Origin of the sequence: Nocardia sp. XZ_19_385 (assembly GCF_015355755.1) — a bacterium.
In the GTDB taxonomy this organism is placed as follows: Bacteria; Actinomycetota; Actinomycetes; order Mycobacteriales; family Mycobacteriaceae; genus Nocardia.
The window spans coordinates 785,146-798,479 of record NZ_JACVEE010000002.1 but is presented as its reverse complement, the minus strand read 5'-3'; the positions used below and the strand labels follow the sequence as shown (position 1 = coordinate 798,479).

11 protein-coding genes are annotated in these 13,334 nt (G+C 69.4%); 4 read left to right on the top strand and 7 right to left on the bottom strand.

Annotation, left to right across the window (positions count from 1 at the left end):
• Positions 1–16: 16 nt before the first annotated feature.
• Positions 17–577 carry a 1,4-alpha-glucan branching protein gene (locus IBX22_RS16370; RefSeq protein ID WP_194816426.1) on the bottom strand — a complete coding sequence of 187 codons (561 nt, stop codon included), beginning with the start codon at positions 575–577 and terminating at the stop codon, positions 17–19.
• Between the two features lie 158 nt (positions 578–735).
• Between IBX22_RS16370 and IBX22_RS16365 the strand changes: the two genes are divergently transcribed.
• Complete coding sequence (locus tag IBX22_RS16365) at positions 736–1,872, top strand: polysaccharide biosynthesis protein (RefSeq protein WP_228539058.1); 1,137 nt, start codon at positions 736–738, stop codon at positions 1,870–1,872.
• 49 nt (positions 1,873–1,921) lie between these two features.
• Positions 1,922–2,275, top strand: a complete 354-nt coding sequence (locus IBX22_RS16360; protein ID WP_194816424.1) for a VOC family protein — start codon at positions 1,922–1,924, stop codon at positions 2,273–2,275.
• 13 nt (positions 2,276–2,288) lie between these two features.
• Here IBX22_RS16360 and IBX22_RS16355 read toward each other — a convergent pair whose 3' ends face one another.
• Both IBX22_RS16355 and IBX22_RS16350 read right to left on the bottom strand, forming a co-directional pair.
• Entirely contained in the window at positions 2,289–3,224 is a 936-nt protein-coding gene (locus IBX22_RS16355) for an FAD-dependent oxidoreductase (RefSeq protein ID WP_194816423.1), read from the bottom strand.
• A gap of 104 nt (positions 3,225–3,328) precedes the next feature.
• The gene (locus IBX22_RS16350; RefSeq protein WP_194816422.1) at positions 3,329–4,441 is read right to left on the bottom strand and encodes a DUF3068 domain-containing protein; all 1,113 of its coding nucleotides are present in this window, start codon (positions 4,439–4,441) and stop codon (positions 3,329–3,331) included.
• A gap of 203 nt (positions 4,442–4,644) precedes the next feature.
• On the opposite strand from IBX22_RS16350, the gene IBX22_RS16345 reads away from it, so the two are divergent.
• The gene (locus IBX22_RS16345) at positions 4,645–5,868 is read left to right on the top strand and encodes an acyltransferase (RefSeq protein ID WP_194816421.1); all 1,224 of its coding nucleotides are present in this window, start codon (positions 4,645–4,647) and stop codon (positions 5,866–5,868) included.
• Between the two features lie 122 nt (positions 5,869–5,990).
• On the opposite strand, the gene IBX22_RS16340 is transcribed toward IBX22_RS16345, so the two are convergent.
• Positions 5,991–10,283 (bottom strand): alpha-(1->3)-arabinofuranosyltransferase, encoded by a 4,293-nt coding sequence (locus IBX22_RS16340; RefSeq protein ID WP_194816420.1) that lies wholly within the window; start codon positions 10,281–10,283, stop codon positions 5,991–5,993.
• Between the two features lie 119 nt (positions 10,284–10,402).
• The gene (locus IBX22_RS16335; RefSeq protein ID WP_194816419.1) at positions 10,403–10,570 is read right to left on the bottom strand and encodes a DUF2613 domain-containing protein; all 168 of its coding nucleotides are present in this window, start codon (positions 10,568–10,570) and stop codon (positions 10,403–10,405) included.
• Between the two features lie 184 nt (positions 10,571–10,754).
• On the opposite strand from IBX22_RS16335, the gene IBX22_RS16330 reads away from it, so the two are divergent.
• Positions 10,755–11,525 (top strand): SDR family NAD(P)-dependent oxidoreductase, encoded by a 771-nt coding sequence (locus IBX22_RS16330; protein WP_194816418.1) that lies wholly within the window; start codon positions 10,755–10,757, stop codon positions 11,523–11,525.
• 3 nt (positions 11,526–11,528) lie between these two features.
• Here the strand turns inward: IBX22_RS16330 and IBX22_RS16325 are convergent, their stop codons facing one another.
• Both IBX22_RS16325 and IBX22_RS16320 read right to left on the bottom strand, forming a co-directional pair.
• On the bottom strand, positions 11,529–12,623 hold the full coding sequence (locus IBX22_RS16325) for an isochorismate synthase MenF (protein WP_194816417.1): 1,095 nt from the start codon (positions 12,621–12,623) through the stop codon (positions 11,529–11,531).
• A 168-nt stretch (positions 12,624–12,791) separates the two neighbouring features.
• Positions 12,792–13,271: a universal stress protein gene (locus IBX22_RS16320; protein ID WP_194816416.1), complete on the bottom strand. Its 480-nt coding sequence runs from the start codon at positions 13,269–13,271 to the stop codon at positions 12,792–12,794.
• Positions 13,272–13,334 lie beyond the last annotated feature (63 nt).

Genomic DNA, 13,334 nt, shown 5'->3' with positions numbered 1-13,334 from the left:
TGGGTGCGAGCGCGTTTCAGGCCAGCGCCTCCAGGAGCACGCCGTGCTGGGTGCCGCCCGGGACCTTCCACGGGGCTGTGACGTGGCCTACCGCGTCGGATGCGGGCTGGTCCTGCGGGGTTCGGACGACGCGCACCGTCAGCGCGGGGGCAGGTGCGGCCGACACCTCGACCGTCGGGTCGAGGGCATCGCTCGCATTCTGGTCCTGGGCTTGCGCCTTTCCGGTGAGCAGTGCCAGGGCCTGCGCTACCAGCACTTCGTCGAACGCCCCGTCGTAGATCCAGCGGGTGCCGAGGACGCCGTGTTCGGAGGTGCCGATCAGCGCCGGCTCGGCGCCGGGCAGCGGGGCTCCGCGATAGGTCATCGGCACGTGGTAGGCCACGCCGGGGTACTCCGATGTGTCCAGGACGATCATGAATTCGATGCCGACCTCGCCGGCCGGGTCGTCGAGGCGAAATCCGCCGGCCTTGCGCAGCGCCGGTGCGCGCGTGCCGCGGAACCACTCCTGCTGGGGCAGCCACAGGGTCAGAAGCTCCAGTTTGGTCGGTTCCATCGTGGTGTTGTGTACGACAGCCATGCCCCGACCCTAGGCACTCGCGCCCTGGACCGCGCCCCGAAGCGACCGCACGGTGGGCTGGGGTTCGAGGGTGCGGCGGTGAGGTGCGACGATGGGGTGTGCCTGCCGTTCGTCGCCTACCCGTTGTCGCGGATCTGACGTTGGTGACGGCGGGGGCGATGACGGCGAACGTGGCGGGCTACCTGTTGCAGGTGCTGGCCAGCCGGTGGCTGGGGGTGGCCGGGTTCAGCGAGTTCGCGAGTCTGCTGGCGGTGCAGCTGCTGTGCGCGGTGCCGGCGCTGGCCTTGCAGAACGTGGTCGCGCGGGAGCTGGTGCGCGGGGCGAGTGTGGCGGCGCTGCGCAGGTTGCAGTGGCGGTGCGCGGTGATCGTGGCGGTGCTCGCCGCGGCGCTGGTGCCGCTGGTGACGCTCGCGTTGGACGTGAATGTGCTCGCCTGCGCCGCCGCTCTCGGTGCGGCGCCCGCGCTCGTGCTGCTGGCTGGTGAGCAGGGAATTCTGCAGGGCAGCAATCGTTTCCGGCAGCTGGCGGTGGTGCTCGGTTTCGCGGGGATAGCCCGGGTCGCGCCCGCGCTGGTGGTGCTGGTGCTGGGTGGCGGCACCTCGGCCGCGTTGGGCGCCGCGGCGCTCGGTCTCGCCGCCGCCGCGGTGTTCGCGCGCTTTGTCGCGGGGGCGCCGCAGATCCGGGCGGTGCTGGCCGAGCACACCGTGGGTGTACTGCCGGTGATCCGGGCCGCGCAGGTGCAGGCGGCGCTGATGGCCCTGTCGTCGGCCGACCTGATCGTGGTCCGGATGGTCCTCGGCGACACCGACGACGCCAGCCGCTACGCCCTCGGCACCGTCGCCACGAAGATCGCCTTCTGGTTGCCGCAAGCCGTCGGTGTGGTCCTTTATCCCCGGATGGCGCAGCCCACCCATTCCGCCCGGGCCATTCGCGACGCGCTGGCGGTGCTCTCCGGAATCGGCATCGTCGCGGTGCTCGGCGCGGCCCTCGCGGCACCGTTGGCGCCGCTGTTCGCGGGTTCCGATTACGCGCCGATCCAGGGTCTGCTGTGGTTGTTCGCGCTACACGGCGCGATCCTCGCGGTGCTGCAGGGTGCGGTGCTGTCCGCTATCGCACTGGACCGCACTTCGCTGGCCGCCCTGGCCTGGGTCGGCCTCGCTGTCGAAGTCACGCTGACGCTGCTGTTCGCCGACTCGATCCCCGCCCTCATCACGATCTGCGTCTGCGTCGCCGCCACCACCACAGCCGTGGTGGCCGCAACGGTCCTGCGTACGGCCGACACCCCGGCGGATTGAGCGCGCGCGGCACCACTGTGTTTGCGCCGCAGCCGTTTACGATCCTCGGATGATCACCGCTGTGCACACCCTCGTCTACGCGGACGATCCCGATGCCGCCCGCGCCTTCTTTCGTGACGTCTTGCGCTGGCCGCACGTCGACGCCCATGACGGCTGGCTGATTTTCGGTACCGGGCCGAGTGAGCTCGGGGTGCATCCGGCCGAGATGGATGCGACCCACCATGAGATCTCGCTGCTGTGCGACGACATCGAGGAGACGGTGGCCGAACTCGCCGGGCGCGGAGCGAGATTCGTCGGCGAGGTGGTCGATCGGGGTTTCGGATTGTGCATCACCATGCGTATCCCCGGCTCCGGATCCATGCTGCTGTATCAGCCGCGGCACCCGGTCGCCTACTCGAAATAACCTGTCCCGCAGCTCAGATCAGCGCGGCCGCGGCTTCCGCACACCCCCAGGCCACCGTGACGCCCGCGCCACCGTGGCCGTAGTTGTGCACCACCAGCGCACCGTCTAGCTGCTCGCGTTCGACACGCACGGTCGGCCGTGAAGGCCGCAGTCCCACGCGGTGTTCCAGGATGCGCGCGTCGGCGAGCGCCGGCTGGATGCGGGCGCAGCGGGCGACGATCTCACGGGCGGTCGCCGGGTCCGGGATCAGGTTCCACGAGCCGGGTTGCGCTGTGCCGCCGAGGATTACGTAACCCGGGCGCGGCAGCAGGTAGGTCAGTTCGGCCCCGGCCACCGCGAACCACTCGGTGAGACCGGGGTTTTCGACGACCACGATCTGCCCGCGCACTGGTCGCACCGAGAGGTCCGGCACCAGGGTGCGCGCCCCGAGGCCGGTGCAGTTCACGACCACCGGCGCCACCCGGGCCGCCGCCCCGAACCTGGCGACGGCGCGTTCCTCGAGCACCCCGCCCGCCGCCGCCAGCCGCCGCGTCAAATAGTCGAGGTGCACCCGCATATCCAGCAGCGGCACGGTCGCGCGCAGCCCCTGGGTGAATCCGGCGGGTAGTTCGGCCGCGGTCGCTTCGCGCGCCCCGTCGAGGGCCGCGGTCCAGACCGGCATGAAATCGAGCGGTGTGTCGGCCTGCACGCCGGTCACCAGCCGCACTCCGGTCGACGAATTACCGGCCAGCCCTTCGTACTCCCGCAGCGACCGGACCGCCCACGCACCCACCAGCTCGGCGGGCTCGATGTGATACGGCCAGATGAGCGCACCCGCCACCGCCGAAGTCGTCCATGCGGCAAGCTCTTTCGCCCACACCCGTACCCGCGCGCCCCGTTCGGCGAGCACTATCGCGGTGGTCAGCCCGGCGACCCCACCACCCAGCACCACCACATCCGCGTCAGTCATACCGGCACATTAATCCGGCACCCGACCGCTGAGAAGCGTTGTGCGGAAAAAGAATTCGGCCCCCCGGCAGAAGCCGGGGGGCCGAATTCGAGAATCTGACGAGGTCAGAGGTTACGTGTGTCGATCACCTGGGTCGGCGAATCGTCACCGCGGACCGGGCCGCCCGGCGCGAGCCGGTTGCCACGTCCGGCCGGAGCCGAACCACCGCGGATGCCGATGAGCACACCGACGATCAGCAGGATGGCGCCGAGCACGCCGAGCACGATCGGCATGATCCGGCCGAACAGCGACAGCTTGTCGATGTTCTCCTTGGCGACCGTGATCTGCGACTCGATGGTCGGCTCGTCGAAGACGATGTTGCCTTTGAGCGCGGTGACCTCGGGCTTGTCGCCGGTGCGGGCGTAGTACAGGTGGATCTGCTCGCCGCCCTTGATCACGGTGCCGGTCTCCGGCTCCACCCACAGGTCGCGGGTGTTGGTGTAGAAGCGGGTCATGGTGACCGGGCCGTCACCCGCGACGCCCCACTTCGCGGCCGGCAGCTCCAGCTTGTTGGTCGGCGCCTTGACGACGTCCCACATGTTGGTGGCCGGGATCGACTGCTGGAAGTGGTAGACCTTCATGCTGTTGATCTCGGTCTCTTCGACGAAGTTGATGTCGAAGGTCTTACGCGCGTTGAGATCGAAGTACGGGTAGCTCTTCTTCTCGGTGCCGAGCGGGAAGCGGTACTGCAGACCGACGTGCTGAACGGGCTCGGCGACGCTCTTCATTTCCTTGTCGACCGTGACCGCGATGGAGCCGTTGGGCTCCTTGGCGACCGGCTCGCCGGTCTTGCGGTCGATGGTGACGCGGTCGACGGTCGCGGTGAGCAGGCCGGTGTCGCCCTGCTTGTCGATGCGACGCAGCGTCTGACCAGCCTGGATCGTCATCTCCGTGGCGTTGGACGGCTCTTCGACGGTGACGAAGCGCTGCGAGACCAGCGGCACGTTGCTGTCGACCTTGGCCGAACCCTCCGGCGAGGTGAGCGACTTGGAGTCGAGCACCTGGCTTTCGGAGCCGGGGGCATTCTTGGCGATGGTCGTGATCTCGAGATCGAGCGGAGTTTTCGCCAGTTTGCCGACGGTGTAAGCCGGGATCATCAGCGCTAACACGATCATGAACGCGCCGAGACCCACGAGCAGGCAGGCCACCGTCCTTCTGGTTCCGGCACTCAGTGCCATGCAAACACTCCTCGTCTTAGAACACACAGGTCGTTCCGCGTACTGCGGGCAGCCCGCGGCACTCGTGAGCCCCGACACTAACAGGACCGAGTAGTACCATGCCCTGCCGAGTCAGGTTTCCGACCAAAATCGCGCTGAGTGTAGCGCGAAAAGTGAAACGACGGGTTCTCACCTGGGGAATCGATACGGCAGACTGGAGTGCGATGACCGCCACCACGCCTGTGTCCGCCGCCACGGCACCCACTCCCGTCCGATCGCGCGGCTTCGTGCCCGCACTCGAAGGCATGCGCGGTTTGGCGGCCCTCGGCGTGTTGGTCACGCACGTGGCATTCCAGACCGGAGCGTCCTCGATGCCGGTCCTCGGCCGGGTGTGGGAGCGGTTCGATATGGCCGTCGCGGTGTTCTTCGCGCTGTCCGGATTCCTGCTGTGGCGTCCGCATGCGGCGGCCGCCCGCGGACTCGGCACCGCTCCCTCGGTCGGCTACTACTTCCGGCACCGCGCCGCCCGCATCCTGCCCGCCTACTGGGCCGTGGTCGTCGCGGTGTTGTTGCTGCTGCCGAGCGCGGCCGACACCGCCGGCTGGCGGGTCTGGTTCTCCAACCTCGCGCTGCTGCAGGTATTCATCCCGCTGACCCTGACCGACGGGCTGACCCAGATGTGGAGCCTGTCGGTGGAGGTGGCGTTCTATCTGGTGCTGCCACTGCTCGCGGTAGCCGTGATGTGGCTGCGCGGCGCCACGGCCCGATGGCGGGTGCCGGTACTGATCGGCGTCGCGCTGATCTGCCTGACCTGGAACTTCATCCCGGTGCCGACCCCGGACGCGATCAACGCCGACAACTGGCTGCCCGCCTACCTGCCGTGGTTCGCCGCCGGCATGGTGCTGGCCGAGCTGGTCGACATCCGGCTGAGCTCACCCACGGCACGCTGGGCCCGCATCCTCGGCAAGCAGCCGCTGATGTGGGCGATCGCGCTGGCGGCCTTCCTCTTCTCCGCCACCGACCTCGGCGGCCCCGCCGGCCTGACGCGCGCCGAACCGTGGCAATACGTGGCGAAGATGGTTCTCGGCACGATCATCGGCTTCACCCTGCTCGCCCCGCTGGTCCTCGGTGAACGCCGGCACCGCTGGCTGGAATCGCGCGTCGCCGCGACCATCGGCCGCTGGTCCTACGGCATCTTCCTCTGGCACCTCGCGGTGCTGTCCATCGTCTTCCCGGTCTTCGGCATCCTCCCGTTCCGCGGCAACTTCGGCTGGGTCCTCTTCCTCACCATCGCCATCACCCTCCCGGTCGCCGCGGCCAGCTACGCGTTGATCGAAGACCCCGCCCGCCGCTTCGCCCGCAGGCGGGACCGCGCGAAAGCTGCCGATCCAAACTCGTCGAGTCCGATCGAGGCGGACGCCCGGCCGCTGGGGGATCCCGCGCCGTAAGCGGATGTATGCCAATCGTGCAAACGCCTACGGAATTTGGCGATTCCGGCCAGATCCGTCTCTAATTCGCACGATTCGCATACACCCATTCAGGCGAGACGCTGGAGCCGGTTCCGAGGTGGCTACCGATCCCGGGGTACCAGAGCGGCGATGCCGACGGCGATCACGGCGATCAGGGCCGGCAGTTGCACCCAGAGGGATCCGCCCATGTAACCGCCCTGGGCGCGCCAGGGGCCGGTGGACAGGGCGGCGGCGGAAACCGTCGTGCCGATACCCGCGACTGCCGCAAGGTATTTCGAGGTGACGCGCGGTGCGAAGCGGGCTGCGGCGACACCGGCCGTGGTGAGGGCCGCGCCGACCGGTCCGGCGATCACGGTGGCTACCGCGCCTACTCCGAGTGCGCCGAGGACTCGATTTCCCCAGGTCCTAGGGATTTCGGGTAGGTCGGAATCGCCCTGGGCGGCAGCTGGACTCGCGCCCGGCTCCGGTCGCGTTCGAAGACCGAGCATGGCGGAGAAGCGGCGTCGCCGCGGAATTGCCAGCAGGGCAAGGGGAATCAGTAGGAGGAGGCCGCCGAAGATGCCGAGGCGGTACCAGCGGTCGTCCGGGAAGGAGACGGTGATCGCGCCCGCGTTCGGGGGCAGGATCCAGGCTTGTTGCCAGCCGTTGACCACGATCGGGGTGAGCTGCTGGCCGGTGGCGGTGGTGGCTTGCCAGCCGACGTTGGTGCTCAGCGGGAGGACGAGCAAGCGGTCCTGGGTGATGGACGGCGTCGGCTGGAAGTCGGTGCGGTTCAAGCGAAGCCGGTCGACCGAGAACAACTCGGTCGGCCCGACGCTGACATCGGCGCGGCCGGTCGACAGGGTAAGTTCCCCGGACGCACCGACCGCGGCCGCATCGTCGCAGACCTGCGCGTGCACCGGCGCGCCGGACAGCAATTCCGCCGCCGTCGCAGTGACCGTGGTGCGCACCAGGTGCCCGTCGATGTTGATCGTCGGGCCGAGCGCGCACGGAATGGTGATCGGCCGGTCGGCGGGGGCGGGCGCCGGATAGTCCGGGCCGAGGACCTCGACCTCGGCCAGGCCCGGCGGCTGGGTGATGGCGAAACCGAGTGCGGTCTTGTCCAGCACCGGCTTCCAGGACTGGATGGTGATCTCGATCCGGTCCGTCACCTGGGGGTGCAGCGAGATCCTGGAAGCCGCACCGGGTTCGGCGTCGGGGTTCAACTCCCGCACCTGCGGGCCGTTGCCGAGGTTCACCGCGACCGCGAGGGGCGCGGCGGGCAGGCCGCCCAGCGAGGGAGTGAGGTCCAGCCCGGTGACCAGCGCCGGCTCCGGGAGTTCGATGGTGAGTGTCGGCCGGGGGCCGGTGAAGTCGCGGATCGAGTCCTCCGGCGCGGTCCAGCCGGTGCGCACATCGCCGTCGGTCGCGGCGAACGCCGAACCACGCAGATCGCCGACATCGGCCTGGCCGCGCGCGATCGGACGGGCCTGGTCGGTGAGCAGAGCTTCCAGCGCGGGTCCCTGCCGGGTCCGGACGGTGAGGTTGGGGGAGACGCTCATCGGTGCCGGAACCTGCAATGTGCGCTCGAAAGTGCCCGGTTCCTCGGCGGCCAGTGCCAGCGCCTTGCTGCAACGGACCCGGTCGGGGGAGTCGAAACACGCGCCGCGCCCGGGGAATTCCTGTCCCAGGTCCCAGGCCTGCACCTGGGTTCCGGTGGCCAGCGGGGGCAGCACGGTGCGGCGCCGGATATCGACCGGCACCGGCGTATCCCGCACGCTGTAGTCCTCGAGACCGAGTTCGCTGATGCCGAATTGCCCACCACCGGTGCCGTTCTCGGTGCGAATCGCGGTGACGGTGACCCAGGTGGTGCGACCGGCGGGCAGCGAGATCGAGAGCGGCGCACCGGGTTCGGTGATACGTGCGGACACGCTGCCGTTGTCGGTACGCACCTCCACCCATTTCACCGGGGCGCCGATGGCGGCCGGGCTGGTGGTCAGGGTGAGCAGTCCAGCGGACTTGATCGGCTTGTCCAGGTCGAGCCGAAGCCATTGCCCCACAGCGCTGTCGATGCCGCTGCTGATCCAGGAGGTGGCGGGATCGCCGTCCACCACCGCTGCGGTGGAGCTGCCGGGGGCCGCGCCGCCGAGCTGAGTGGCGTCGGCAGCGGCGCTGGAGGCCGTGATCGTGGCGCCGGACCATTCGCCGCGCACCAGTTCCGCGCCGGGCACCGGGTAGTCGGGCACCAGGTTGTGGGTGCGCCGCGGGTCGGTCGGCGCGCGCAACGCCGAGTTGTGGTTGTCGACCTTGCCGAAGTCGGTTTCCCGATCCATCGGGCTGTCGGTGATGGTCACCGGCCCCGGGGGCAGTCCGGCGCGGGTCGCGTCGGCGGCGAGCAGGCTCGGGACACCGGTATTTCCGGAGCGGCGCAGGCGTTCGAGCACTTCCGGGCCGCCCTGCACCGTTGGAACATCGCCCAGCCCAACGGTATAGGCGCCGGGGAACGAACTCGGTGCGCCGGTGCCGCTGCGCACCTGGGCAGGCGTCCCCGGCGGGCGCACTCGAACCTGGTAGATCTCGATCGCCGGATACGCGGGCCGGAGATCCCCGTCCGCCACCAACCCGTCCGCGATCACGGAAGCCTTGATGGGCGCACCGAATTCGGCGACCTTGGTCAGCCCGGGCGAACCCTCGATCGCCCGATGCGCCAGCAACGGCCGCGTCGACCGCGAGGACTCCGGATCGAGATCGTTGCGCAGCACCAGAACTCCGATGCCCTGATCGGCCAGCGTCGTCGCCAGCCCGGCCGAGGGCCGCCCGTCGGCGATCAGCCGCTGCACCGAATCCATCGCGCGGATGGTGCCCGGCGGGTTCAGCGGCACCGAATCCCGGATCGCCCACGGCGTACTCGCCAGCGCCTGCAACGGTTCGTCGCGGGTCAGGCCCCACACCTGGCTGCCGAACGGCGCACCCGGCACCACCAGCGCGCGGGTATCGGAAGCATTGCGGGACAGCCAATCCGCGGTCTGCTGCCAGTAGGCGGGCACCTGGTCGTAGGCGCCGCGCGGCGCCAGCTTCCCGGTCCAGGCCAGCGACGTCGACAAGGCCAACGCGGTCAGGATCAGGGCTGCGACGGCGACCCGCCTGTCCCGCTCCGGGTGGGCGAAAGCATTGCGCCACACCGGCATCGGCACCGACGCGGGCAGCGGAATCCGGGCCAGTAGATGCGCCAGGCCCAGCACCAGCGGCAACCGGATCAACGGCTCCAGCTTGTGCACGTTCCGCAGCGGCGCACCACCGGAATCCAGGAAGACGCGCACCGATTCCGCGAAGGGCCCGCTCAACTCCCCGACATATCCGGCGCAGATACCGGCCAACCCGACCAGCAGGATCAGCGTGAGCCGTCCCCGATACGGCATCGTCCGCAGCGCCAAACCCGCCATGCCCGCGGCCGCGATCAGCCCGGTGGCCAGCACCGCGGCGGGCTGGGTGACGAGCACCGCGCCCGCGATGCGCTCCGGCGAGACGAACGGTGTCCAGCTGTCGGTGCCGCGCAGCACCTCACCCAGCGATGCCCACTGCGTCGTCACACCGGAGGACTCGATGTAATCCAGGAACGGCGGCGACACCTTGCCGAGCAGCAGCAACGGCACCGCCCACCAGAACACTGCCAGCAGCAGCAGCGGCACCCAGGCCAGCGTGAACCGCCACCAGCGCCGGTCCGGCCGATACGAACCCCACCACAGCAACGCGGGCAGGAACGCGGCGACCGTGGCGACGGCGTTGACCGAGCCCATCAGCGCGAGTGCCAAAGCACTGCCCGCGGGACTGCGGGCACCACCGAGCTTCCGGTTCCGGTACGCGGTGCCGAGCGCGGCGGGTGCGAGCAGCACCCATGGCGCGAGCACCATCGGCAGCGTCTCGGAGGAAATCGAACCGAGCGTCGTCAGTACACGGGGGGACAGCGCGAACGCGGCCGCCGCGATCACCCGCGACCCGCGACTGCCGATGCCGAGTGTCTCGCAGAGCCGGACGATGCCCCAGAACCCGGCGAGCAACAGCAGCGCCCACCAGATCCGCTGCGTCACCCAGGCGGGCAGGCCGAGCGCGTGCCCGGCGGAAAAGAAGGCGCCATGCGGGAAGAAGTAACCGTAGGCCTGGTTCTGCACCTGGCCCATCGGGGCTTGACTGCTCCACAGATGGGCGGCGCGCTCCAGGAACCCGAACGGATTCTGCGCCAGGTCGTATTTGGTGTCGGCGACTGTGCTGCCGGGCGCCTGCAGGAAAGTCAGCAGGAAGGCCGCGACCACGGTTCCGGCGAGCCAGCGTTTGCCCAGCGGCGCGGCGTCGGGCGCACCCGTCGCCGCGCTCTCGGATCCGATCGGATCGACTGGCGGCGCGGAAGTCACTGGCATACGAGGTCAGGCCCGGGGCGGCGGTGCTGTGTGCGCACGCGTGCCCCCGGGCCTGCCGGGTCAGCTACAGGCATGCGCGGGCAGGGCGATGCGCGAGCATGCCGAAACGGAAAACGAGGTCAGCGCGCGCCGTACTCGACGTTGTTGAGCAGCGAGGAGTCCGGGTCGCCCTTGTCGAGCTCGGGCCGGGTGTTCTGCTGCACTGCGGCGGTGATCGCGAACACCGCGAGCAGGCCCAAAACGGCGCCGCCGACCGCACTCGCAACCCCGGGAACAGCAAACTTCATCGCGGCACTCCAATACATTGATGCAGGCACATTCCGGAGCAACTTAGCAGTAGTCCAGATCACTTCGTACCCTCAGCCCGTCAATCCGCGGTTCGACCAGGGCGAAAGCCCGGAATGCGGCGAAACTTCCGCCCTGCGGGACACCGGCGTGCGCGCCGGCGCCGGACTCGGCATGATCCCGGTCATGAGCGACAGACTGGTGGTCGTCACCGGCGCGGCCAGCGGCATCGGCCAGGCCACCGCCCGCGCCTTCGCCGCCGACGGCGCCCGCGTGATCGGCGTCGACCTCGCGGAAGTGGACGGCTACCGCGTGGACGTCTCCGACGCGGCCCAGATGGCGGACCTCGCCCAGACCGTCCTGCGTGACCACGGCGTGCCCGACGTGCTGGTCAGCAACGCGGGCATCGGCATGACCGGCCCCTTCCTCGCCACCACAGCGGACGACTGGGAACGCGTCGTCGGCGTCAACCTGCTCGGCGTCGTCCACGGCGCCCGCGTCTTCGCCCCCGCCATGGCCGAGCGCGGCTCCGGCCACATCGTCAACGTCGCCTCCGCGGCCGCCTTCGCGCCTTCCCGCTCGCTCTCGGCCTACGGAGCGACGAAAGCCGCCGTGGTGATGTTCTCCGAATCCCTCCGCGGCGAACTGGCCGCGCACGGCGTGGGCGTCACGGTCATCTGCCCCGGCCAGGTCCGGACTCCGATCACCAGCACGACCCGTTTTACCGATCTCTCGGCCGAGCAGGAATCCGCGGCCAGGACCCGCATGGGCGAGCAATACCGCAAGGCGCTCGCACCGGAGAAGGTGGCCGCGGCGATCGTCCGTGCGGTCGACACCAACCCGGCTCTGCGTTCGGTGGGCATCGACGCCAAGCTCGCCCACGCGCTCTGGCAAACCGCCCCCTGGCTGATGCGCCGCATGGCGCGCAACGGACCAGCCGATCGAGTGGGCCGCTAGAACTCAGTGTTCGGGCAGTGCGCAGTGCAGACCGCCGAGCAGGGTGCGGAGTTTGGCGGTGGTTTCGTCGAGTTCGGCGCGGGGATCCGAGGCGGCGACGATGCCGCCGCCGGCGAAAGCCCGGATCAATCGGCCGTCGGCGGACAGTTCCGCGCTGCGGATGGCGACGACCCATTCGCCGTCACCGTGGGTGTCGCACCAGCCGACCGCGCCGCCGTAGAAACCGCGGTCCTCTTCGGCTTCGGTAATCGCTTCGAGGGCAAGGTTTGTCGGGGTGCCGCAGACGGCAGGGGTCGGGTGCAGCATGACCGCCAAGTCGAGTGCGGTGATTGCGGGATCGCGCAGGGTTCCGGTGATCGGGGTGGCCAGGTGCCAAACCTCGTGCGTGTGCACCAGTTCCGGGCCGTCGGGGATGTTCAGCTCGCTGCAGACGGGGGCGAGGATGTCGCGGATCCAGTCGATGACGAAGGCGTGCTCGTCGCGATTCTTGCTGCTGGACAACAACTCCTGTGCCCGCGCGGCGTCCACCACCGGATCGGCCGAGCGCGGCATGGTGCCCGCCAGTGGCCGCAGCGTCACGGTGCTGCCGTGCCGGGCGACAAGCACTTCCGGGGTCGCGCCGATCAGCGTCGCACCGGTCCGCCCGGCGGGTGTCAGGTCGACCGCGAACACATTCGCGTGCGGATGCCTGGTCAGCAGGTGCGCCGCGACCGTCTCGGGATCCAGCGCGCTATCGGCTTCCGCTAGAACGGATCTCGCCGCGACCACCTTGCGTAGGGGTTGTCCGGGATCGTTCAACTGCTCGACAAGTTTCGCGACCCGCGCGATATGTTCTGCCGGGCTGGGCATTTCGGTGACCACCCGCACCGGTGGCAGATCGGGCACGGCGGCGGGCCGCCACGGCCCCGCGGTGTGTTCCGCTTGCTCGGGCACTGTCAGCGCCGCGGGCCGACCTGGATCGAACGGCAGCGCACCGACGATCAGCTCGGCTGCCTGACTCCGCAGCGCCGCTACCGCCGCCCCCACCTCGTCGAAGGTGCTGCGACTGCCCGACGTGCGCATAACGCCATCGGGCTGGGCAAGCAGGAATCCGTCCATGGTCCTTCGACCCTAACTCTGGACGCACGATCGATCCCGTTCCAGCGACGCACGTCTCAACGTGAGCCCCGACTCGGTGCGCCCAAACCGGCGCCTACCAAATCGTGCCCTCGCGCCCTGCAACCTGTCGATGCGGCAAACACCGTCGCGGGGTCCGGGCCCGGTCGACTATTTGGCGGGTTCCTTGCCGGGCGGGACCATCAGTACTGGTCGATGGCAGTGCTTGAGCACTGCGTCCGCGACACTGCTGTGCAGCAGCGCACGGACCCCGGTCGCCCCGCGCGTACCGGCCACGATGATGTCGACATCCAGCTCGTCCGCGCATTCCACGATCGTGTTCCAGATCGTCGTACTGCACTCGGCCGTCCGCGCCTCCGCGTTCAACCCCGCGAGTTTCGCTAATCGCACACCCTCGGTGTTGATGTTGCGGGCGTCGACGTAGGCGATGTCCTCGATCTCGTCGTCGGGCATCCATTCGGGCTGCATCACCCCGGACAACCCGGACAGCTTGGCAGCCTGGCGAACCATCGGTTCCCAGGCGGTAAGGACCACGGCGCGGTTCGCCGAGAGGAAGCGTCCGGCGTATTCGATGGCGCGCTTGGCATTTTCGGATCCGTCGTACGCGATGAGCATCAGATCGCAGGGCACGGCGACCTCCCGGTGCGGGGTTCGGCTACCTCCCAAGGTTACTCCCGGGACACCCGCCGCAGG